This window comes from Methylobacterium sp. UNC300MFChir4.1 (assembly GCF_900110155.1).
Classification (GTDB): Bacteria; Pseudomonadota; Alphaproteobacteria; order Rhizobiales; family Beijerinckiaceae; genus Methylobacterium.
Map to the genome: position 1 here is coordinate 122962 of NZ_FOCS01000006.1, position 20577 is coordinate 143538.

The 20577-nt window shown below is 72.5% G+C and carries 18 protein-coding genes; 10 read left to right on the top strand and 8 right to left on the bottom strand.

Features of this window, described 5'->3' with window-relative positions; genetic code table 11:
- Positions 1-31: 31 nt before the first annotated feature.
- Positions 32-997, top strand: a complete 966-nt coding sequence (gene bhcD, locus BMY19_RS10960; protein WP_100251726.1) for an iminosuccinate reductase BhcD — start codon at positions 32-34, stop codon at positions 995-997.
- A gap of 345 nt (positions 998-1342) precedes the next feature.
- On the opposite strand, the gene BMY19_RS10965 is transcribed toward bhcD, so the two are convergent.
- On the bottom strand, positions 1343-2701 hold the full coding sequence (locus BMY19_RS10965) for an 8-oxoguanine deaminase (RefSeq protein ID WP_100251727.1): 1359 nt from the start codon (positions 2699-2701) through the stop codon (positions 1343-1345).
- A gap of 440 nt (positions 2702-3141) precedes the next feature.
- Between BMY19_RS10965 and BMY19_RS10970 the strand changes: the two genes are divergently transcribed.
- From BMY19_RS10970 to BMY19_RS10995, 6 genes are all read left to right on the top strand, one after another.
- The gene (locus tag BMY19_RS10970; protein WP_100251728.1) at positions 3142-4533 is read left to right on the top strand and encodes a nucleobase:cation symporter-2 family protein; all 1392 of its coding nucleotides are present in this window, start codon (positions 3142-3144) and stop codon (positions 4531-4533) included.
- Between the two features lie 11 nt (positions 4534-4544).
- Positions 4545-7382, top strand: a complete 2838-nt coding sequence (locus tag BMY19_RS10975) for a xanthine dehydrogenase family protein molybdopterin-binding subunit (RefSeq protein WP_100251729.1) — start codon at positions 4545-4547, stop codon at positions 7380-7382.
- A complete protein-coding gene (locus BMY19_RS10980; RefSeq protein ID WP_091682396.1) occupies positions 7379-7924 on the top strand; it encodes a (2Fe-2S)-binding protein in 546 nt (181 codons plus the stop codon). The genes BMY19_RS10975 and BMY19_RS10980 overlap by 4 nt, the downstream gene beginning before the upstream one ends.
- Before the next feature lie 8 nt (positions 7925-7932).
- Positions 7933-9273: a cytochrome c gene (locus tag BMY19_RS10985; protein ID WP_100251730.1), complete on the top strand. Its 1341-nt coding sequence runs from the start codon at positions 7933-7935 to the stop codon at positions 9271-9273.
- Positions 9274-9298: 25 nt separating this feature from the next.
- On the top strand, positions 9299-10315 hold the full coding sequence (locus tag BMY19_RS10990; RefSeq protein ID WP_100251731.1) for a hypothetical protein: 1017 nt from the start codon (positions 9299-9301) through the stop codon (positions 10313-10315).
- Between the two features lie 238 nt (positions 10316-10553).
- Positions 10554-11483 (top strand): LysR family transcriptional regulator, encoded by a 930-nt coding sequence (locus BMY19_RS10995; RefSeq protein ID WP_100251732.1) that lies wholly within the window; start codon positions 10554-10556, stop codon positions 11481-11483.
- 10 nt (positions 11484-11493) lie between these two features.
- On the opposite strand, the gene uraD is transcribed toward BMY19_RS10995, so the two are convergent.
- From uraD to BMY19_RS11010, 3 genes are read right to left on the bottom strand one after another with little or no spacing between them, the layout of a single operon-like run.
- A complete protein-coding gene (gene uraD, locus BMY19_RS11000; RefSeq protein WP_100251733.1) occupies positions 11494-12003 on the bottom strand; it encodes a 2-oxo-4-hydroxy-4-carboxy-5-ureidoimidazoline decarboxylase in 510 nt (169 codons plus the stop codon).
- A complete protein-coding gene (gene puuE / locus BMY19_RS11005) occupies positions 12000-12956 on the bottom strand; it encodes an allantoinase PuuE (protein ID WP_100251734.1) in 957 nt (318 codons plus the stop codon). Before puuE ends, uraD begins: the two co-directional genes overlap by 4 nt.
- Before the next feature lie 40 nt (positions 12957-12996).
- Positions 12997-14256, bottom strand: coding sequence for a urate hydroxylase PuuD (locus tag BMY19_RS11010; protein WP_100251735.1), 1260 nt, complete (start codon positions 14254-14256; stop codon positions 12997-12999).
- A 276-nt stretch (positions 14257-14532) separates the two neighbouring features.
- Here BMY19_RS11010 and uraH point away from each other — a divergent pair, with 276 nt between their 5' ends.
- Positions 14533-14898, top strand: a complete 366-nt coding sequence (uraH, locus tag BMY19_RS11015; RefSeq protein ID WP_020094530.1) for a hydroxyisourate hydrolase — start codon at positions 14533-14535, stop codon at positions 14896-14898.
- A gap of 51 nt (positions 14899-14949) precedes the next feature.
- On the opposite strand, the gene BMY19_RS11020 is transcribed toward uraH, so the two are convergent.
- Positions 14950-15849, bottom strand: coding sequence for a helix-turn-helix transcriptional regulator (locus BMY19_RS11020; protein WP_100251736.1), 900 nt, complete (start codon positions 15847-15849; stop codon positions 14950-14952).
- A 165-nt stretch (positions 15850-16014) separates the two neighbouring features.
- On the opposite strand from BMY19_RS11020, the gene BMY19_RS11025 reads away from it, so the two are divergent.
- Together BMY19_RS11025 and BMY19_RS11030 are read left to right on the top strand one after the other, a co-directional pair.
- Positions 16015-16596, top strand: coding sequence for a DUF308 domain-containing protein (locus BMY19_RS11025; RefSeq protein ID WP_100251737.1), 582 nt, complete (start codon positions 16015-16017; stop codon positions 16594-16596).
- 108 nt (positions 16597-16704) lie between these two features.
- Positions 16705-17499 carry an ABC transporter permease gene (locus BMY19_RS11030; RefSeq protein ID WP_100251738.1) on the top strand — a complete coding sequence of 265 codons (795 nt, stop codon included), beginning with the start codon at positions 16705-16707 and terminating at the stop codon, positions 17497-17499.
- 41 nt (positions 17500-17540) lie between these two features.
- Here BMY19_RS11030 and BMY19_RS11035 read toward each other — a convergent pair whose 3' ends face one another.
- The 3 genes from BMY19_RS11035 to BMY19_RS11045 all read right to left on the bottom strand — a co-directional run bounded on the left by BMY19_RS11035 (position 17541) and on the right by BMY19_RS11045 (position 20317).
- Positions 17541-17960 (bottom strand): RidA family protein, encoded by a 420-nt coding sequence (locus BMY19_RS11035; RefSeq protein ID WP_100251815.1) that lies wholly within the window; start codon positions 17958-17960, stop codon positions 17541-17543.
- 166 nt (positions 17961-18126) lie between these two features.
- Complete coding sequence (locus tag BMY19_RS11040; protein ID WP_170862950.1) at positions 18127-19092, bottom strand: alpha/beta fold hydrolase; 966 nt, start codon at positions 19090-19092, stop codon at positions 18127-18129.
- Positions 19093-19381: 289 nt separating this feature from the next.
- Positions 19382-20317 carry a site-specific integrase gene (locus tag BMY19_RS11045; protein WP_100251739.1) on the bottom strand — a complete coding sequence of 312 codons (936 nt, stop codon included), beginning with the start codon at positions 20315-20317 and terminating at the stop codon, positions 19382-19384.
- Between the last annotated feature and the right edge of the window lie 260 nt (positions 20318-20577).

Here is a 20577-nt window from a genome sequence, read left to right on the forward strand (position 1 = left end):
TGCCGGCTCACGAATTGAGGACACATCCGCGATGATCATCGTTCCCGAGCACGCGATCGACGGGCTGTTGACCGAGGCGGAGTGCTTTACCGCCGTCGAACAGGTCTTCGCCTCCATGGCGCGGCGGCGAGCCGGCAACTTCCCGGTCGTCCGGGAAGCCATCGGCCACGCCGACGCGCTCTACGGCTTCAAGTCGGGCTTCGACCGGGACAGCCTCGCGCTCGGCCTCAAGGCCGGTGGCTTCTGGCCCGGCAACGCCGCGAAGGGCCTGACCAACCACCAGTCGACGGTGTTCCTGTTCGACGCCGATACCGGCCGCTGCCGGGCCGTCGTCGGGGGCAACCTCCTCACCGCGCTGCGCACGGCCGCGGCCTGCGCCATCTCCGTCCGGCACCTCGCCCGCAAAGATGCGCGGGTGCTGGGCATGATCGGCGCGGGCCACCAGTCGGCGTTCCAGCTGCGCGCCGCGCTGGCGCAGCGGCCGTTCGAGCGGGTCCTCGCGTGGAACCTGCATCCCGGCATGTTCGGCCGGATGGAGGCGGTGGCGCGGGAGCGCGGCGTGCCGTTCGAGGCGGTCGACCTCGACCGCCTCGGCGCCGAGGCCGACGTCGTCGTGACGATCACGTCCTCCTTCGCGCCGATCCTGAAAGCCGCGCAGGTCCGGCCGGGCACGCACGTCGCCTGCATGGGGACGGACACGCGCGGCAAGCAGGAGGTGGAGGCCGCACTGCTCGCCGCCGCCACGGTGTTCACCGACGAGGTCGCGCAGTCGGTCAGCATCGGCGAGGCGCAGCACGCTGTCGCGCGGGGGCTCCTCGCCGCGGATTCCATCGTGGAGATCGGGGCGGTGATCAACGGCGATCACCCCGGCCGCGTCTCGGAGTCCGAGATCACCCTGTTCGACGGCACCGGGGTCGGGCTGCAGGACCTCGCGGTCGCCGCGGTGGCGGTCGACCGCGCGGTGGCCAAGGGGCTGGCGACGGAGGTGGATGTCTGACAGGCTCGACCCGAAGGTAATACGCTTTCCGGCCGGATGCTGCGGTCGACGCATTCCTCGCCGTCATCACGAGCAAAGCGAAGTGACCCAGGGTCGCGCGACCTTTACAGACGTTGCGCGGCTCTGTGTTGCTTCGCTCCGCTCGCAAAGACGGCCGCGCATGAATTATCAATCGAAGAGATTATAAGAGGGCATTACTCCAGACTCCATCTCTGCGTGCCAGGATCTTCTCAAATCTCCAGCGGACATTGACGCTGACAGGGACGCGCGCCCGATCCTGGAGCCGCGTCGCCGAACCCGATGTCTGGATCCGCGAGCCCCTCCGCGGAGGATGGGTAGGGCGGCCTACGCCTCGCCGCGCACCAGGGCCGCCGCGAGGGCGTTGTGGCGGGCGGTAAGCGCCCCGGTGTCGAGGGTCGTCAGGCGGCCCTCGCGGACCACGATCTTCCCGTTGATGACGCTCCAGGCCACCGTCTGCGGCGCGCAGAAGGTGAGGGCGGCGACGGGGTCGTGCAGCGCCCCCGCCATGCCGAGGCCGCGCAGGTCGAAGGCGACGATGTCGGCCGCCATGCCGGGGGCCAGCGCGCCGATATCGTCCCGGTTCAGCACCTTCGCGCCGCCGAGCGTCGCGATCTCCAGCGCCTCCCGCGCGGTCATGGCCGCCGGTCCGAAGCCGACGCGGGCGAGCAGCATGGCCTGCCGCGCCTCGCCCAGCATGTGCGACCCGTCGTTGGAGGCCGAGCCGTCGACGCCGAGCCCGACCGGCACGCCCGCGCACCGCATCTGCCGGACGGGCGCGATGCCCGAGGCGAGGCGCATGTTGGAGCAGGGGCAGTGCGCCACCCCGGTCCCGGTCCGGCCGAACAGCGCGATGCCGGCGCGGTCGAGCTTGACGCAGTGGGCGTGCCACACGTCCGGGCCTGTCCAGCCCAGGTCGGCGGCGTACTCCGCCGGCGTCATCCCGAATTTTTCCAGGCTGTAGCGGACGTCGTCGTCGTTCTCCGCGAGGTGGGTGTGGAGCGAGACGCCGTAGTGCCGGGCCAGCTCGGCGGCATCGCGCATCAGGCCGCGACTGACCGAGAACGGTGAGCAGGGCGCCACCACGATCCGGCGCATGGCGAAGCGCTCCGGATCGTGCCAGCGCTCGATCAGACGGCGCGTGTCTTCGAGGATCGCCGTCTCGTCCTCGACGACCGAGTCCGGCGGGAGTCCGCCCGCGCTCTCCCCGACGCTCATCGCGCCGCGGGCGGCGTGGAAGCGCATGCCGATCTCCTCGGCGCCCTCGATAGAATCGTCGAGCCGGCAGCCGTTCGGGTAGATGTAGAGGTGGTCGCTCGACGTGGTGCAGCCCGAGAGGATCAGCTCCGCCATCGCGGTCTGCGTCGAGACGCGGACCATCTCGGGCGTGAGCCGGGCCCAGATCGGGTAGAGCGCCTTCAGCCAGCCGAACAGCTCGGCGTCCTGCGCGGCCGGCACCGCGCGGGTGAGCGTCTGGTACATGTGGTGGTGGGTGTTCACGAGGCCCGGCATCACCGCGTGGCCGCGCAGGTCGAGGACGGTATCGGCCCGCTGCGGCACCTCGGCGGCGGGGCCGACGGCGACGATGCGGTTGTCCTCCACGTAGACCGCGCCGCCGGGGATCTCCCGGCGCTGCGCGTCCATCGTCACCAGGATGTCGGCGTTCGTCAGCAGCAGGGAGGTCATCGCGTCTCTCCGGGTGCGCCCTGGAGGCCGCGCCGGACGGGCCGCGACGCCTCCCCACGGCCAGATGCCGCCCTCTGGCAGCAGGAACGCCGTGCCGGGCGCACCGTCTCGGGGCCGTCAGCGGGCCGCAGCATACGGCAGCCGCCACCGGCCACCTTGGCGATTTTTCGCAAACTGCTTCCGAAATCCCGGCATGGCATTCGCGGCCAGCCATGCAAGGTTTGAGAGCCAGCCAAGTCGGCAGCGCATGACCCCGGAGCGGCCGCCGAGAGCCCGCTCCCCCGCCCCCGGGCGTGCCGCCACGGCCCGCCCTGCGACTGGCCCCACACCCGCTCCTGGCGGCCCGGACCCGGAAGAGGTCCGGCCACCGCTGCCGGGTCCCCGACGACACCATCACGGGACGACGCCTCGACAGGTCCCGGCTGGCGGAGGACACGCCCATGACGTCTCACGACAGGACAACGCGCGAGGTGGACGCGGTCGACGCGATCCCGCCCCTTCCCAAGCTCCTCGCCTACGGCATGCAGCACGTGCTCGTGATGAGCGCGGGGGCTGTCGCGCCGCCGCTCATCCTCGGCGCGGCGATGAACCTGCCGACCGAGACGGTCGCCTACCTGATCAACTGCGACCTGCTGGTGACGGGCATCGCGATCCTGATCCAGTCCCTCGGCCTGGGGATCTTCGGCATCCGCCTGCCGGTCATCATGGGCGTCAGCTTCGCGGCGGTCGGCCCGATGGTGGCGATGGCGCAGGATCCGACGATCGGCCTGCCGGGCATCTTCGGCGCGACCATCGGGGCGGGTGTGTTCGGCCTGCTGCTCCGGCCGTTCTTCTCCAGGCTCGCGAGCTTCTTCCCGCCGCTGGTCACCGGCACGGTCATCCTGATCATCGGCGTCACGCTGCTGCCGGTCGGGATCAACTGGGCGGGCGGCGGCTTCGGGGCCGCCGATTTCGGCGCCCCGGTCCATCTCGGCGTCGCGGCCTTCGTGCTGGCGGTGATCCTGGTGGTCAGCCGCTTCGCCACCGGCTTCGTCGCCAACGTCGCCGTGCTGATCGGCCTCGTCGCGGGCCTGTGCCTCGCCTGGCCGCTCGGCCTGTTCCGCCTCGACGGGCTGGCCGAGCGCCCGCTCATCGCCCTCGTCACGCCGTTCCACTTCGGCTGGCCGACCTTCCACCTGACGGCCGTGGCGGCGATGTGCATCGTCATGATGGTCACGCTGGTCGAGTCGACCGGCATGTTCCTGGCGGTGGGCGACATCGTCGGGCGCCCGGTGGACAAGCGGACCCTGACCCGCGGCCTGATGGCGGACTCGCTCTCGACGCTGATCGCGGGCTGCCTCAACACCTTCCCGCACACCTCGTTCTCCCAGAACGTCGGCCTCGTGAACATGACGCGGGTGCGCAGCCGCTACGTCACGGTCGCGGCGGGCTTCATCATCCTGGGCGTCAGCCTCCTGCCCAAGGTCGCCTTCGCGGTGGCGTCGATCCCGCCGGCCGTGCTCGGCGGCGCCGGCATCGTGATCTTCGGCATGGTCGCGGCGGCGGGCCTCAAGATCGTCGGCGGCGCCGATCTCGGGGACCGCCGCAACCAGATCGTCGTCGCGGTCAGCATCGGCCTGAGCCTGATCCCGATGGCGGCGCCGAAGCTCTTCGCCGCCACGGCGCCGGACTGGGCCGGGCCGATCCTGCACAGCGGGATCACCCTCGGCGCCATCGGGGCGATCGTCCTCAACCTGCTGCTGAACTCGGACCGTCTCGGTGCCGAGGCCGAGCACCGCGTCGCCGACGCGGAGCCCGCCTTCCCGCACGCGGCCGTCCTGGACCGGGCCTGAGGGGAGAAGCCATGTCGGCCGAAGCGACCAAGGCGCTCTCGCGGCGCCACTTCCTGAAGGCCGGCGCGGCGGCGGGCGTCGCCGTGAAGGTCTCCTTCCTGGCGCCCCCGGCCCGGGCGCAGCTCGCCGAGACCGGCCTGTCCGCCGGCTCCCCGTGGGCCGCGCCGGGCCGGCCCCGCTACCGCCTCGACGCCGTCGCCAAGGTCACGGGCGCCAAGACCTTCTCCCGCGACTACCGGGCCCGCGACCTCGCCGGCTGGCCCGACGGCCAAGCCCACGCCTTCCTCGTCGCGGCGACCCGCGCCGACCGCCGCTTCGCCGGCCTCGACCTGTCGCGGCTCCCGGCAGCCCTGCGGCCGGACCGGATCGTCCGGCACGAGGACCTGGTGGCGGACGGTGTCTCGGTCCCGCACGCCGACTTCTTCGGCGACTGGTTCCTCGTGCCGCAGGGCGAGACGCCGCGCCTGCTCGGGCAGCCGGTGGCGATCCTGATCTACGCCGACTTCCCGCGCTTCGCCGCGGCCAAGCGCGCCCTGCGCTTCGCCGACGACGTCGTGCAGTACGGCGCCGAGACCGGTCCCAGGCCGCCGGCCCATTACGGCGCCTCGCGCTGGGTGCGGATCGAGGGCGACGCGCCGGACGCGCCCGACCGGTTCTCGCCGTTCGCGCAGTCCCCGATCTTCGCCGGCTTCTCCGGCGACGAGCCCGCCTGGCCGAAGGCCGGCGACGACGGCCCCTTCGCCCGGGGCATGGCGGCGGCGGCCGCCATCGCCGCCGAGATCGACGGCGCCGGCGCGGACGCCCTGGTGATGCGGCGGACCTACCGGTCGCAGTCGACGGACGCCTCGGCCATGGAGGCCGACAACGGCAACGTCTGGTACGATCCGGCCACCGGCACGCTGCGCCTGATGATGGCGACGCAGTCGCCCTACGACGTGGCCGAGGCCGCCGCCGCGCTGGTCTCGAAATCCCGGTTCCCGCTCAGGGAGGTCGATCTCAAGGTCGGCTACACGGTCGGGTACGGGACGAAGGACCACCACATCTTCCCGTTCCTCTGCGTCGTGGCCGCGCTCTACGCGGGCGGCCGGCCGGTGCGCCTCGCCAACGACCGGTTCGAGCAGTTCCAGAACGGGCTGAAGCGCCACGCCTTCCGCATGGACAACGTCCTGCTGGTGGACCGGGCCAGCGGCCGGTTCCGGGCCATGACCGGGCGCTTCGCCTGCGACGGCGGCGGGCGCCCCAACTACTCCGTCGCGGTCTCCTTCGTCGGCGCCACCGCGGCGCAGTCGATCTACTACCTGCCGAAGAGCGACTTCCAGGCGATCGCCCTGGCCTCGCGGGCCGTGGAGGCCGGATCGACCCGGGGCTTCGGCACGCTCCAGACCATGTCGGCCACCGAGATGATGGTCGACGAGGCGGCGGCGCTCCTGGACATCGACGCGATCGACCTGCGCCTGCGCAACGTGCTCCGCTCGGGCCAGCGCAACAGCCAGGGCGCGGTCCCGGCCGGGGCGCTGCGCAACGCGGAGATCCTGACGAAGGCCGCCGCGCACCCGCTCTGGCGGGACCGGGCGGCGCGCAAGGCCGCCTACGAGGCCGCCCATCCCGGCCGCCGCTACGGCGTCGGCTTCGCGCAGGTGCACAAGGATTACGGCACGGGCGCCGAGGCGGCGGTCGCCTCGCTGGAGCTCGACCCGCGGGGCCGCCTGAGCCTGCGCCACGTCGCCCACGAGATGGGCCCGGGCGTCACCACCTCGCAGGCGGTCATGGTGGCCGAGATCCTCGGCCGGGTCCCCGCCGAGACCGCGTTCGGCGTGGTGCGCTGGCCCGAGATGCCGCTGGAGACCTCCGACCAGCCCTACACGACGTCCCAGGAAGAGGAGGACCGCCGGGCGCAGAACCCCCGCTGGACGCCGCGCTTCACCTCGCCGATGAGCGCGACCAACTCCGCCTACTACCTCGGCCACGCCACCCGGACGGCCGCGCGGTTCCTCGTCGACCACGCCGTCTGGCCCGCCGCCCGCGCGCTCTGGGCGCGGGGCGGCGGCGGCGGGGCGCTGGCCTCCTACCACGTGGTCGCCCGCGAGGACCTGCGGCTGGTGGACGGCCGGGTGCTGGGCGGCGGTCTGCCGCCGCTGTCGCTGGAGGCGGTGGCCGCCGAGGCGCACCGGCTCGGGCTGCCGGTGGGCGTGACCCTCCACACCTTCAACCGCTGGCAATGGGCCGAGGCCGAGTTCGACCTGCCCGGAACCGGCCGGACGCGCCTGCCGATCGACGCCCTGTCGGTGCGCTACGGCGCCGGGGCCCCGCCCGAGCGCCGCGCCCTGATGGCGGATGCGGGCTGGCACTTCGTGCCCCGCGCGGCGGTCTTCTACCCGCCGACCCAGCGCAACAATGTCGGCACGACCTACTACGCGCCGATGGCCACCCTGGCGGAGGTCGCGGTCGACACCGCCAGCGGCGACGTGACGATCCTGTCCCACCACTCGATCCTCGAGTGCGGCCGCCAGATCGTGCCCGAGCTGGTCTCCGGCCAGGTGCAGGGCGGCCTCGCCATGGGGATCGGTCACGCCCTCAAGGAGGTGCTGCCCCTCTACGAGGACGGCCCCGGCGACGGCACGTGGAACTGGAACCGCTACGAGCTTCCCCGCGCCCGCGACGTGGCCCCGTGGAACCAGACGGTGGAGATCCTGCCGCCGCTCTCCGAGACCGACCCGCCCAAGGGCATCGCCGAGGTCGTGATGATCGCCGTCGTCCCGGCGCTGGCCAACGCCGTCGCGCACGCGATCGGCCACCGCTTCCACGAACTCCCCATCCGGCCCGAGCGCATCCGCGAGGCACTGGCATGAGCGCCGCCATCGAGATCAAGGACCTCTCGCTCCGCGTGAACGGCGCGGCCGTCGGTCCGATCCCCGTCCCCGTCGGCACGAGCCTGCTCGACGTCCTGCACGAGTGGCTGGGCCTCACCGGCAGCCGCATGGGCTGCGGGCAGGGCATCTGCCACGCCTGCACGGTGATGCTGGAGGAGGCGGCCGGCCCGCGGGAGATGCGCGCCTGCATCACCGGCGCCCACTGGTTCGAGGGACGGAGCATCCGCACCGTCGAGGGCCATGCCCGCACCGCGCCGGACGGCACCGTCGTGCTCTCGCCGGTCCAGCAGGCCTTCATCGAGAAATTCGCCTTCCAGTGCGGCTACTGCACGCCGGGCTTCGTCACCGGGGCGAGCGTGCTGATCGAGCGCCTGCGCCGCGAGCCGATCCGCCGCGACGAGGTCGAGCGGGTCGTCACCGAGGCGCTCGACCGCCACATCTGCCGCTGCACGGGCTACGTCCGCTACCATCAGGCGGTGCGCGACCTCGTGCTGGCGACCCCCGGTCTGGTGACCGCCTGAGGCGCGCCGTGCGGATCCCGTCCCTCACCACCCCCGCGCGGCGCGTCGGCGCCGGGCTCGCCGCCGCCCTCGCGGTGGCCGTCTCGGCGGCCGGCCTCGTCGCCTCCGGCGCCCTGGAGCGCAGCGTCGTCGCGCGCGACGTCGAGACCCCGCTGAGCGCGGAGGCCGTGCGCGGCCTCGCCCCCCGCGGCGCCAAGGTCGCCGCCGCGGCCGACTGCTTCGCCTGCCACACCGCCCGGGGCGGCGCCCCCTGGGCGGGGGGACTGCCCCTGGAGACGCCCTTCGGCACGATCCACGCCACCAACATCTCGCCGAGCCCGCAGGGCATCGGCGGCTGGAGCCGCGCCGACTTCCACCGGGCCCTGCGCGACGGGATCGCGCCGGGCGGCCGCCACCTCTATCCGGCGATGCCCTACACGTCGTATCGCGGTCTGACGCCGGAGGATGTCGACGCCCTCTACGCCTACCTGATGACCCGCGCGCCGGTCGCGGTGGAGAACAGGGCCAATACCCTCGCCTTCCCGTTCGACCAGCGCTGGACCCTGGCGGCCTGGAACCTCCTGAGCCTGCCGGCGACCGTCGCCGCGCCCGATCCGGGCCGCTCCCCCCTGTGGAACCGGGGCCGCTACGTCGCCGACGCCCTCGGCCATTGCGGCGAGTGCCACACGCCGCGCACCGTGATCCAGGCCATGCGCCCGGACGCCGTCTATCGCGGCGCCACGATCGAGGGCGTCGAGGCGCCCGACATCACGCCCGCGGGCCTCGCGCGGATGGGCTTCACCCCGCACGGCCTGCGCGACTTCATGCGCACGGGGCTCTCGGCCCAGGGCGGCGCGACGCACCAGATGTTCGACGTCGTGCATTTCTCGACGCAGCACATGGACGAGGCCGACCTCACGGCGCTCTCCGCCTACCTGTTCGACCGTGACGCCCTGCCGGCCGAGCCCGAGACGCCGGTCGCCGCCACCCCCGCGGCGATCCCCGCGGCGATCCCCGTTTCGGTCGCGGCCCGGGGACGGGCCAGCTACGCCGGCCTCTGCGCCGGCTGCCACGGCGGGGCGGGGGAGGGGATCCCCCACGTTTCCGTGCCGCTGCGGACGAACGCCGCGATGCGGGTCGCGGGCGCGGGCGGCCTCCTGCGGGCGATCCTCGTCGGGCTCCCGGCGCAGCGCTTCCCGGGCAACGAGCGGATGGAGGCCATGCCGCCCTTCGCCGCCCTGATCGACGACGCGGCGCTCGCCGACCTCGCGACCTGGATGCGGGCCGAGTGGGGCGGGCAGGGTCAGGCGGTCACGCCGGACGAGGTCGCGCGCCAGCGCGCGGGTTTGCGGGCCGACGCTTCGCACTGAAGGCGGCCGGGAGGAGGGGGCGGACATGACCATGGCTTGTCGGATCGCGGCCGCGCTGCTGCCGCTCGGGATGACGTGCGCGGCGGGGGCGCAGGACCTCGGGACGGCCTCCTCGGCGCCGGTGGCGCCCGAGGCCACGACGGTGGTGGAGGACGGCCCGTTCTTCCTCTTCGCCGACACCCAGATCAGCTACCGCTACCAGTTCCCCACCGTCTCGCCCGGAATCCAGATCCAGCGCCCCGATGGCAGCTTCGTCTCCCGCGCGGCGCCCAAGCACATCCTGAACATCTCCCACGCCGATGCCTGGGCCTACGGGACGAACTTCTTCTCCCTCGACATCCTCAAGTCCGGCTCCCAGTTCCCGGCCGGCACCACCAACGCGCCGGGCTCCGTCGCCGCCCCGTTCTTCGCCGATTACGGCAACACCGAAGCCTACGGGCTGTATCGCGGCACGCTGAGCCTCAACGCGCTCACGGGCACGAAGGCCTTCACGGTTCCCGGCCTCGTCAAGGAGGTGTCGCTCGCCTTCGGCTTCGACGCCAACGCCCAGAACGACGCCTTCGGCTCGAAGAAGCGCGACATCGTCGGCGGCCTGAACTTCGCCTTCGACGTGCCGGCGGGCTTTCTCAACCTCTCCGTGCAAGCCTACAAGGAGTGGAACCGGAACGGGTTCAATCTCCAGCCGGACCGCGACCAGAGCTTCGACACGGTTCCGGAATTCGAGCTGGTCTACAACTTTCCCCTGACCTTCACGGGTCTGCCGCTCAGCCTCGTCGGCTTCAACAACATCGTGCTGCCGAAGGGGCGGGGCGTGAGCAACCCGGCCGCCTACGCCTTCAACCCGCCCCGCGGGCTCGAATTCCTGTCGCGCACCAACCTCGTGCTCGATCTCGGCAAGCTCGTCTACGATCGGCCCAACCGGGTCGATGTCTTCGTCGGGTTCCAGTACTGGCACAACAAGTTCGGGAACGTCGAGACCGCGACCTTCAAGGGCACCGAGGAGAAGAGCTTCCTCGCCGGCGTCGCGTTCCACGTCTTCTGATGCCGTTTCGGTTGATCAGATCGGTTCCGCCGTCGTTGCGAGCGGAGCGAAGCAATCCAGCCGGCACCACGTTCCCCGATGTCCTGCAGCCCTGGGTTGCTTCGCTGCGCTCGCAATGACGGAGCGGGCTGCACCGACCGAAGCGTCACGCCGCGGGGGATGATCGGGTCGGACGCCGAGTTCACATTGTCGGGACAGTCCGTTGACAGGTCCGAACCGCTCCTGACGATCCCCGCCCATGATTTCCCTGGAAAGCATCCGCATCTTCCTGCGCTCGGCGGAGACGGGGAGCTTCTCGGCCGCCGGCCGCTCGCTGCGGCTGTCACCGTCGGTGGTGAGCTACCGGATCCAGACCCTGGAGGAGCATCTCGGCTGCCTCCTGCTCACCCGGACGACGCGGCGCATGAGCCTCACGGAGGCCGGCCGGATCTTCTACGACCGCTGCCTCGACATCACCGCGGCGGTCGAGCAGGCGGAGAAGAGCGTCGAGACCGCGGGCGCGGTGCCGCGCGGGGTGCTGAAGGTGACGGCGCCGCTCGGCCTCGGCCGCCGGGTCGTCGCGCCGCTCGTGCCGCGCTTCCGCGACCGCCACGGCGAGACCGATGTCCGGCTGCGCCTGTCGGAGCACCTCCTCGACCTCGTGCAGGAGGCGGTCGACGTCGCGATCCGCCTGTCGCAGATGCGCGATTCCACCTTCACCCTGCGGAAGGTCGCGGAGATCGAGCGGGTCCTGTGCGCGGCGCCGGCCTACCTGGCCGAGCACCCCGCGCCCGCCGAGCCGGCGGACCTGCTGCAGCACGATTGCCTGCTGCTGCGCTATCCCGGCGCCGAGCAGTTCCGCTGGACCCTGGTCGACGGGCAGGAGACCGTGACCCTGCCGGTCTCGGGGCACATCGACGCCGACGACGGCGACACGCTCACCGCCTGGGCGCTGGCCGGCGAGGGCATCGTCCTGAAGCCGCTGTTCGAGGTCGCGGCGCACCTCGCCGAGGGCCGGCTCGTCCCGGTCCTCGAGCACACTCCGCCGACCAGCGTGACGCTCGGCCTGCTCTACCCGTCCCGCAAGATGCTGTCGGCCCGGACCAAGACCTTCGTCGACATGACGCACGAGGCCCTGCGCCAGCACGTGAGCGAGCAGCTCGCCCTGGTCGGCCGCCGGGCGGTCTGAGGCGGCCGCCTCAGGCCGCGACGAGGTCCTCCAGGCGCAGGGCGGCGATCCGTCCGACCTGCCGCAGGGCCTCGGCCCGCTCGGTCTCCGGCGGGTTGCCGAGCCGCTGCTCCAGGCGGGCGAGGATCGCGTCGCGGTCGAGGCCCCGGACCGCGATGATGAACGGGAAGCCGAAGCGCTCGGCGTAGGCCCGGTTGAGGTCCTGCAGCCGCGCCACCGTGGGGGAGGGGCCGCCCAGCAATCCGCTTCCCGCCTGCTCGCGGCCGGAATGCGCGGTGAGCTCGCCGCGCTGGGCGGCCCGCCCGGCGAGTTCGGGATGCGCCCGCAGCAGGGCGAGCTGGCGGACCCGGTCGGCGCCGGCCACCGTCGCCTCCATCGCCGCGTGCAGGTCCGCGCGCGCCGCGAAGGGCCCGCGGTCGAAGGCCGCCTCGGGGACCCAGGGGGAATGCTCGTAGACCTCGGCGAGGAGGTCCACGAAGGCGTCGCGCGCGAGCGCGTTGAGCGCGGCGATGGTGATCACGGACCTGTCCTCTCCGGGGTCGGTCCCGCCGCCGGGGCGCCGGGAGGATGGTGGGCCGCCCAGTGCCGGGCGATGTCGATCCGCCGGGTCACCCAGACGTCGGGACGGGCCAGGACGTGGTCGAGGAACCGGGCGAGGGCCGGCAGGCGCGCCGGGCGCCCGACGAGGCGGCAATGCAGGCCGATCGACAGCATCTTCGGGGCGCTCGCCCCCTCCTCGTAGAGGCAGTCGAAGGCGTCGCGCAGGTGCGCGAAGAACTGCTCGCCCGACGGGAAGCCGCCGGGGATCGAGAAGCGCATGTCGTTGGTGTCGAGGGTGTAGGGCACCACGAGGTGGTCCCGGCCGGCGACGCGGACCCAGTAGGGCAGGTCGTCGGCGTAGCTGTCCGAATCGTAGAGGAAGCCGCCCTGCTCGACCACGAGCCGCCGGGTGTTCGGGCTGTCGCGGCCGGTGTACCAGCCGAGCGGCGTCTCGCCGGTCAGGCTCCGGATCGTCTCGACCGCGCGGGCGAGGTGCTCCCGCTCGATCGCCTCCGGGACGTCCTGGTAGGGCAGCCAGCGCCAGCCGTGGCCGGCGATCTCGTGGCCGTCGCGGAGAAAGGCCTCCACGGCGGCCGGATTGCGGGCGAGCGCCTGCGCGACGCCGAAGACCGTGAGGGGCACGCCGCGCTCGCGGAACAGGCGCAGGATCCGCCAGACGCCCGCGCGCGCGCCGTACTCGTAGAGGCTCTCCATGCTCATGTGCCGCGCGGGGAAGGGTGTGGCCCCGGCGATCTCGGAGAGGAAGATCTCGGCGTGGGGGTCGCCGTCGAGGACGGAGCGCTCGCCGCCCTCCTCGTAGTTCAGCACGAACTGGACGGCGACGCGGGCGCCGCCGGGCCAGCGGGCGTCGGGCGGCGCCGCGCCGTAGCCGACGAAGTCGCGCGGGGGGCCGTCTGTATCCGGTGCGGTCACGGGCGGGATCCTGCGTTGGCGCGGAAGCGGGGTCCGACGGTTATCGCGCGGCGAGCCAGCGGGCGAGCGCCGCGCGCTCCTCGGGCTGCATGTCGGTGATGTTGTTCGGCGGCATCGCGTGGGTCAGGACGGCCTGCAGGCGGATGGCCGGCGCGAAGCGCGCGACGTGCTCGGGGCTGTCGAGGAGCACGCCCTTGGGCGGGCTCGTCAGGCCCGGCCACAGGGGCTCGGCGGCGTGGCACATGGCGCAGCGCGTCCCGACCACGGCCATCACGGCGTCGTCGACCGCGGGGCCCTCGAGCGCGCCCGTCCCGGCCGCCGCGAGGCTGATCGCCGGGGCCGGGGCCGGGGCCGCCTCGGCGGCGGCCGACAGGCCGATTTGCTCGCGGGCGCCCGGCGACGAGGCGACGCTGATCGCGACCGCCACCGCCACGCAGGCCGTCGCGACGCCCCAGGTCCACCAGCGGTCGCCCCCGCCGGCATTGCGCACGTTGAAGTAGTGGCGGACGACGCCGCCCGCGATCACCACGAGGCCGACGATGGTCCAGCTGTAGGGCGAGGACCACGCCATCGGGTAGTGGCCGGACAGCATGAAGAACAGCACCGGCAGCGTCAGGTAGTTGTTGTGGGACGAGCGGTTCTTCGCCTGCTTGCCCCAGGCGGGGTTCGGGACCCGGCCCGCGACCAGCTCGGCGATCGCCTTGCGCTGGTTGGGCATGATGACGAAGAACACGTTGCCGGTCATCCAGGTCGCGATCACCGCGCCGGTGTGCAGCATCGCGGCCCGGCCGGAGAAGACCTGCTGGAAGCCGTACGCGAAGGCGACGACCGTGAGGAACACGGCGGCCGCGAGCAGCGGCGGCCGGTTGGCCAGGGGCGAGCGGTTGAGCCCGTCATAGATCAGCCAGCCGAGGGCGAGGGCGCCGAGGCCGATGGCCGCCCCGGTCATCGGCGTGATCACGCGGACCGCCGGATCGATCAGGTAGAGGTCGGCCTGACCGTAATAGACCCAGCACAGCAGCGAGAAGCCCGACAGCCAGGTCGCGTAGGATTGCCATTTGTGCCAGATCAGGTGCTCCGGCATCCGGTCGGGCGCGACGAGATACTTGCGCACCTGGTAGAAGCCGCCGCCGTGCACCTCCCAGGCCTCGCCGCCCTTGCCGGTCGGGATTGCCGGAATGGCGCGCAAGCTGGCGTCGAGATGCATGAAGTAGAACGACGCGCCGATCCAGGCGATCGCGGCGACGACGTGGGTCCATCGAATGAGGAACCCGCCCCATTCGTGCAGGATCGGATACATGGGACGGATCCTCCGCGATCTGTCGTGGGGCCGGGTTCGGCCTCGATGTCGGCTCGTGGTTCGGCCCGAGCCGCGACCCCGGGTGTGCCCCGAACCGCGGCCGGCAGCGACCCGCCGCGGCGCCAAGGACCTTCAAAATCATTCGGGAAATGCCGGACGCTTTTCGGGTTGTCCGAGCCCCCCGCCCCGTGCTCGTCTCCACCGTCTCCTTCGGCCCGACGAACCTTCGCCCGCCTCGGGCCGCGGGCGCGGGCCTTTCCGTCCGGGAGGACGCCGATGGGCCATCTTTCGACACACGTCCTCGACACGGCCGCCGGCAAGCCGGCGGCCGGGGTCACCGTCGAGCTCCGGCGCCTCGCCGGGGACGGCAGCGGGGACGGCACCGGGGAGACCGTCGCGTCGGCCACGACCAACGGCGACGGGCGGACCGACGCCCCCCTGCTCGCGGGCGACGCCCTGACGCCCGGGACCTACGAGCTCGTCTTCGCCGTCGGCGCCTATTTCGCCGGGACGGGTGCCGGCGCCGAGCGGCCGTTCCTCGACCGCGTGCCGGTGCGCTTCTGCGTCTCGGACCCGGACGCCAAGTATCACGTCCCGCTGCTCATCACGCCGTGGAGCTACTCCACCTATCGCGGGAGCTGACACGGGATCGGCCGGCATCGGCCCGGGCGGAGCCTGCCGGAGCGCCGGAACTCAGCCTTCCGGCCGCGCCCCGGCGGCGCGACCGGTCGCCTCCCGGGGCGAGTGGCCGAACAGCGCCTTGTAGGCCCGGCTGAACGCCGCCTCCGACTCGTATCCGACGCGCAGGCCGATCTCGCCGACGCGGGCCTCGCCCGCGGCGAGCATGTCCCGCGCGAGGTTCAGGCGCCACTCGTTCTGGTAGCGCAGGGGTGAGCGACCGACGAGCGCGTTGAACCGCTCGCAGAAGCTCGACCGCGACATGCCGGCGACGTCCGACAGGGCCTCCACGCTCCAGCGCTGCAGCGGCCTCTCGTGCATGACCTTGAGCGCGCGGGCGATGCGGGGATCGGCCAGGCCGGCCAGCCACCCCGACGTCCGGCCGAGATGAACCCAGGTCCGCAGCGTGCGGATGACCGCGAGGTCGATGATGCGCGAGATCATCAGGGCCGCGCCGGGTTCGGCGTCGGTCGTCTCGACCAGCAGGAAGTGCACGAGGCCGTCGAGCCATCCGGCGCCCTCCTCGCGCCGGATGCAGATCTGCCGCGGCAGGAGCGCGATCATGCTGCGGAGACTGTAGGGATCGAACCAGAACCGGCAGACGACGACGTCCGCGCCCTCGGAGGCGACCAATCGCCTGGTTCCGAGGCCGTGGGGCAGGAACAGCAGGTCGCCGGCGCCGACCGCGAGGGACTCGCCGTCGCCTTCGAGGATGAGGGCGCCCGCGATCACCACGAGGACGTGGCCTGCGCCGGCATCCAGATCCAGGCGCTCGCCCGGCGCGACCGGCCGGGACTCGACGCGGTCCCCGGCGAGGCGGATCTGCGCGAGCACGTGGGACAGCAGGTCGCCGGACGCGGCGCTGCGCGGCCCGCCCTCCGGAAGATCGGTCAAGTTTTCCAGCGTTTCCGACATGGCTGACGCCGGCTCCCGATCCTAAACGTGGGCCCATCGAAGCGCGTATTCGCTCGGCGCGTCCGGATCTACGAAGCTATAAATCGGCATCTATCGTGTCCATCTGCCTTGTTCACGAATAGATCCGGTCCGTCGAGCCGCGCTCAGTACACGAAGGAGCCGACGATGAGAACCGACCCGCAGCGCGATCGCGGTCCTGCCTTGCCCTGGCTCACCGCCTACTACTTCGTGCGTGCCGGCGTCGCCACGGCCTGGGTAGCCGCCGCGCTCGGCTTCGGGAGAGGCATGCCGGCGGTCGCCGCGACGCTCCTGGTCGCCTATCCCGCCTGGGACGCGCTCGCCAACCTGGCCGACGCCCGGCGCAACGGCGGCCTCGCGGGCAGTCCCAGCCAGGCCCTCAACGCGGCGATCAGCGCGGCGACCGCGATCGCGGTCGCGGTCGCCCTCGGACGGGGCCCGAACGCGGTGCTCGCGGTGTTCGGCGCCTGGGCCATCCTCTCGGGACTGCTCCAGCTTCTCACCGGCGCGCGCCGCTGGCGGGCCGGCGCCCAGTGGGCCATGGTCCTGAGCGGCGCGCAATCGGCGCTCGCCGGCGGCTTCTTCATCCGGCAGGCGGCCGGCGCCGCGGTCCCCGGGATCGTGGATGTCGCGCCCTACGCGGCGTTCGGCGCCTTCTACTTCCTCGTCTCCGCGGCCTGGCTGACGGCGACGCGCCTGCGGGACGCGTCGCGGGCGCGCGCCGCCTAGGCGCCGGTGCGGCCGGGCGGATCCGACCTCGATCATCGCCCCGGCCCCTCCGGACATCCGCACCGTCGTCCCCTCCCGACCGCCGTCGGACAGCAGAGGCCATGGTCCATGGGCGCGCGAACGAGCGTGAAGCCGCGGAGGAACGCGGTCGAGGCCTACCTCCACGTCCTGCACGCGCTGATGCTGCGCGACATGCGCACCCGCTTCGGCGCGTCGATGTGGGGCTACGGGGTCGTCGTTCTCTGGCCGTGCGTGCACGTCTTCGTGCTGATCACGATCTACACGGTTCAGAAGCTGCCCGCGCCGCTCGGCGACGACAGGGCCCTGTTCTTCGCCACGGGCGCCGTGCCCGTGCTCGTCTTCCAGTACATCTCGCGCGAAGTCATGAAGTCCGTGATCGTCAACCGGCCGCTGACCTACTACCCGCAGGTCAGGCTGTTCGACCTGGTGTTCTCCCGCGTGCTCGTCGAGATCGTCACCGGCTTCCTGGCCCTGCTGGTCGTGAGCGGTGTCCTGGTCGCGCTCGGCACGAACCCGGTCCCGGCGGACCCGCTGACGGCGGTGGGCGGCTATCTCGCCGCGATCGCGCTCGGGATCGGGATCGGCACGATCAACGTCGCGATCATCGGCTTCTTCCCCGGATGGCTGATCGGCTACGCCCTGTTCAGCATCGTCCTCTACGTGTCCAGCGGCGTCCTCTTCCTGCCGAGCTACTTGCCGGAACGGCTGTACTACTGGGCCAAGTTCAATCCGGCCCTGCAGGTCGCGGAATGGATGAGGTCGGCCTACTACCCGGCTGCCGGACTGCAGGTCGACCATCTCTACGTCGTCGTGTTCGGCCTGACCGCGGCGTGTGTCGGCCTGGGCCTGGTCGTGCGCGGCGGCGGCCAGCTGCGAGGCTGAGCGCGGACGCGTCCGATCGGCCCGGGCGCGGAGGATGCGGCTCAGCCCAATCGCGCGTCCGACGACGGCGACGTCGCGCCGCCGCGGTGGGCGATCAGGTCGATCTCGACCAGGGCGTCGTAGGCGAGCCCCGTCGTGCCCACGCAGGTGCGGGCCGGCAGCCGGTCGGGCGGGAAGAAGGATCTGTAGGTGGCGTTGAAGGCGGCGTAGTCGCGCTTGAACTCGGTCAGGAACGCGCGCGCGACGACGACGTTCTCGAGGCCCAGGCCGAGGCCGGCCAGGACCGTCGCGAGATTGGCCATCACGTTGCGGGTCTGCGCCTCGATCCCGTCGGGCAGGACGCCGGGCCCGTCCGGCGTGTCGGGCATCTGACCCGTGACGAAGACGAAGCCGTCGACCTCGACCGCGTGGCTGAAGGGGGCGACCGGCTGCGGCCCTCCGGAGACCATGTGGAACAGCATGGCCGACGAGGCTGACTGGGGTTGCGGCACCGCGATCTCCCTTTCGACGGGCGCGACCCGCCCGATCTCCGTGATCCAGGTCCGCGACCGTAGGGTCACGATCAGGCCGGGGATAGTGTCGGATGCGGCGGTCCGATCCGGTCCGCGCCATACCCGGTGGAGAGGGTCAGAAGAAGCGCCGGATCTCCTCCGCGATCGCGTCGCCGTCCGTCTCCAGGGCGAAGTGCCCGGTGTCGAGGAAGGTGACGCGCGCCTCCGGGATGTCGCGCCGGAACGCCTCGGCGCCGGGCGGGATGAAGAACGCGTCGTTGCGCCCCCAGACGGCGAGGAGCTTCGGGCGGCGCGCGCGGAAGAAGGCCTGGATCAGCGGGTAACGCTCGAGATTGCGCTTGTAGTCGAGCTTGAGCGTGACCTGCCGGTCGGCATTGCCCGGCCGCGCCAGGATGGCCGCGTCGAGCGTGTAGGCCTCGGGCTCGATGCGGGACGGGTCGGGCACACCCTGGACGTAGGCGGCCCTGACGCCGTCGAGGGTCATGCGGGCGCGGATCGCCGCGACGGCGGCCGCGTTCGGCGCGGCCCAGTAGGCCCGCAGCGGCGCCCAGGCCGCGTCGCCGAGCCCGTCGAGATAGGCGTTGCCGTTCTGGGACACGATGCCGGCGACGCGGTCGGGATGGGCGAGCGCCAGATCCCATCCGACCGGCGCCCCGTAATCGAACGTGTAGAGGATGTAGCGGTCGAGGCCGAGCGCGCCGACGAACGCCTCCGTCGTGCGCGACAGCGACGCGAAGTCGTAGACGTAGGCGCGATCCTCCGGGACGTGCGTGAACCCGAAGGCGGGCAGGTCCGGCGCGATCAGGCGGAAGCGATCGGCCAGCTTGGGCATGAGGTGCCGGAAGTAGAAGGACGAGTTGGCGAAGCCGTGCAGCAGCAGGATGACCGGGGCGTCGGGACGACCGGCCTCCCGGTAGAAGACGTCCACGCCGTCGGCCCGGACCGTGCCGTGGCGGACCTCTCCGGCCCGCGCGGGGTGGACCTCCGCCCGCACGGCGCCCGACGCCGCCGCGCCCGTCGCCAGCACGCCGCCGGCGAGCACACGCCGCCGCGTCGCGCGGGCCGGTCCGCGCCCCGTCATCTCGTCTCCGTGCGTGTCTCGCATCATGGCGCGCCTCATCCTGGCGGGACGGCATGCGTCGGGATCGTCACCGCCGGGTCGGACGGCGCGACCGTCGTGCGGGACGGCGATCGGCCTGACCGGGCCGCGGCCCGGACGCGCGAACCCGACGGCGCGACCATGATGCAGGGACGCGGCGCGCTCCGGAACAGCGAGTCGTCGCAATTCACCATTCCCTGCCGTGAAACGGTCGACGGCCGCTGCGGCGGCGACCGCGGGCTTCCCGAAGGCCCGAAGCGCCGCCCCGGCGCTAGAGGCCGAGGTTGCGGCCCGGATGCGCGTCGGCGAGCTTGGCACGGCGGACGTAGCCCCGCATCGTCTTGAGATCCCGGTGGCGGGAATGCGCCATGATCTCCTCGTCGCGCGATCCGCGCCTGTACGCCTCGGTGATGAAGCCCGCGCGGAACCCGTGGGCGGAGATGCGCTCGCGCGGTCCGGCGACGAGGCCGGCTTCCGCCGCGCGCTTCTGAACGATGCGGCCCACCGAGTCCGGATGCAGCCCGTCGTCCATCACGGTGCCGTCCGCCCGGACCGCCCGGAAGACGTAGCCGTCGGCCGGCGCCGCCTGCAGCCAGCGCCGGAGCGCGGCGATCGGACAGGTCGCGGGGCTCCCGCCCGCCAGGACGGTCACGACCGTGCCCTCGCCGTCCTGATCACCTTTCGAATGCGGCAGGAAGACATCGACGGCGCCGTCCCGGAACGCGAGATCTTCGTGGCGGATCCGCGCGACCTCGGAGCGCCGGAACGCGCCGGCGAAGCTCAACAGGAACAGGGCGCGGTCCCGGAGCGCGGCGACCGTCCCTTCGCAGGCGGCGACGATCCGGAGCGTTTCGGGCACGCCGAGCGCGGCGGCCTGCTTCTTCGGCCTGCCGTAGCGCCGGAACATCCCGCGCAGCGCCGCCCGGACGGCCGGATGGGCCGGGACCCACGGCAACCCCTGGAGCTTGTGCGCCTGACCGATCGTGACGAGCCGACGCTCGATCGTCGCGCGCTTGTGGGTCTCGGCCATGGAGGTGAGGTAGCTCGCCACCTGCTCGGGACCCGCGGGGAGGGGCGCGAGATCGTGGCCGCCGCACCAACGCGCGTAGTGCTGCCAGTCGGCGCGGTAGGCCCGACGGGAATTCTCCGAGAGCGCCTCGTCGGCGAAGGCGCGGGCGCGGGCGGCAAGCGTGGCGGGCAGCGTCATGGCTATCTCCCTCGGTCGCGCCTGAGCGTGACGCTACGTCTGATAAGAAAGGGTTATCAGACGCTGACCGATGCGGCGCGGCCCGGGCCTCCCCGCTACGTGGAGGAGGGTGGGCTGCGTGCCTCGCGAACGGTCCACGCGCGGACGGGACGTTCCCGCTCCGCGGCAGGTCGGGAACGGCGCGCGATCGCGCGGACCTGCGGCCCGGCATCACCCGCCGCGGCGAGTCGGAGCGTCCATCGGAACCGTGTGATCGGATC

What these genes read in the sequence shown, in the direction of transcription:
- uraH (WP_020094530.1), top strand. Translation starts at nt 14,533, where the DNA reads ATGGGCCATCTTTCGACACACGTCCTCGACACGGCCGCCGGCAAGCCG.
- BMY19_RS11030 (WP_100251738.1), top strand. Translation starts at nt 16,705, where the DNA reads ATGGGCGCGCGAACGAGCGTGAAGCCGCGGAGGAACGCGGTCGAGGCC.
- BMY19_RS11045 (WP_100251739.1), bottom strand. Translation starts at nt 20,317, where the DNA reads ATGACGCTGCCCGCCACGCTTGCCGCCCGCGCCCGCGCCTTCGCCGAC.
- BMY19_RS11035 (WP_100251815.1), bottom strand. Translation starts at nt 17,960, where the DNA reads ATGCTGTTCCACATGGTCTCCGGAGGGCCGCAGCCGGTCGCCCCCTTC.
- BMY19_RS10965 (WP_100251727.1), bottom strand. Translation starts at nt 2,701, where the DNA reads ATGACCTCCCTGCTGCTGACGAACGCCGACATCCTGGTGACGATGGAC.
- BMY19_RS11020 (WP_100251736.1), bottom strand. Translation starts at nt 15,849, where the DNA reads ATGTCGGAAACGCTGGAAAACTTGACCGATCTTCCGGAGGGCGGGCCG.
- BMY19_RS11025 (WP_100251737.1), top strand. Translation starts at nt 16,015, where the DNA reads ATGAGAACCGACCCGCAGCGCGATCGCGGTCCTGCCTTGCCCTGGCTC.
- BMY19_RS10970 (WP_100251728.1), top strand. Translation starts at nt 3,142, where the DNA reads ATGACGTCTCACGACAGGACAACGCGCGAGGTGGACGCGGTCGACGCG.
- BMY19_RS10980 (WP_091682396.1), top strand. Translation starts at nt 7,379, where the DNA reads ATGAGCGCCGCCATCGAGATCAAGGACCTCTCGCTCCGCGTGAACGGC.
- BMY19_RS11010 (WP_100251735.1), bottom strand. Translation starts at nt 14,256, where the DNA reads ATGTATCCGATCCTGCACGAATGGGGCGGGTTCCTCATTCGATGGACC.
- BMY19_RS11040 (WP_170862950.1), bottom strand. Translation starts at nt 19,092, where the DNA reads ATGACGGGGCGCGGACCGGCCCGCGCGACGCGGCGGCGTGTGCTCGCC.
- BMY19_RS10975 (WP_100251729.1), top strand. Translation starts at nt 4,545, where the DNA reads ATGTCGGCCGAAGCGACCAAGGCGCTCTCGCGGCGCCACTTCCTGAAG.
- BMY19_RS10995 (WP_100251732.1), top strand. Translation starts at nt 10,554, where the DNA reads ATGATTTCCCTGGAAAGCATCCGCATCTTCCTGCGCTCGGCGGAGACG.
- BMY19_RS10990 (WP_100251731.1), top strand. Translation starts at nt 9,299, where the DNA reads ATGACCATGGCTTGTCGGATCGCGGCCGCGCTGCTGCCGCTCGGGATG.
- bhcD (WP_100251726.1), top strand. Translation starts at nt 32, where the DNA reads ATGATCATCGTTCCCGAGCACGCGATCGACGGGCTGTTGACCGAGGCG.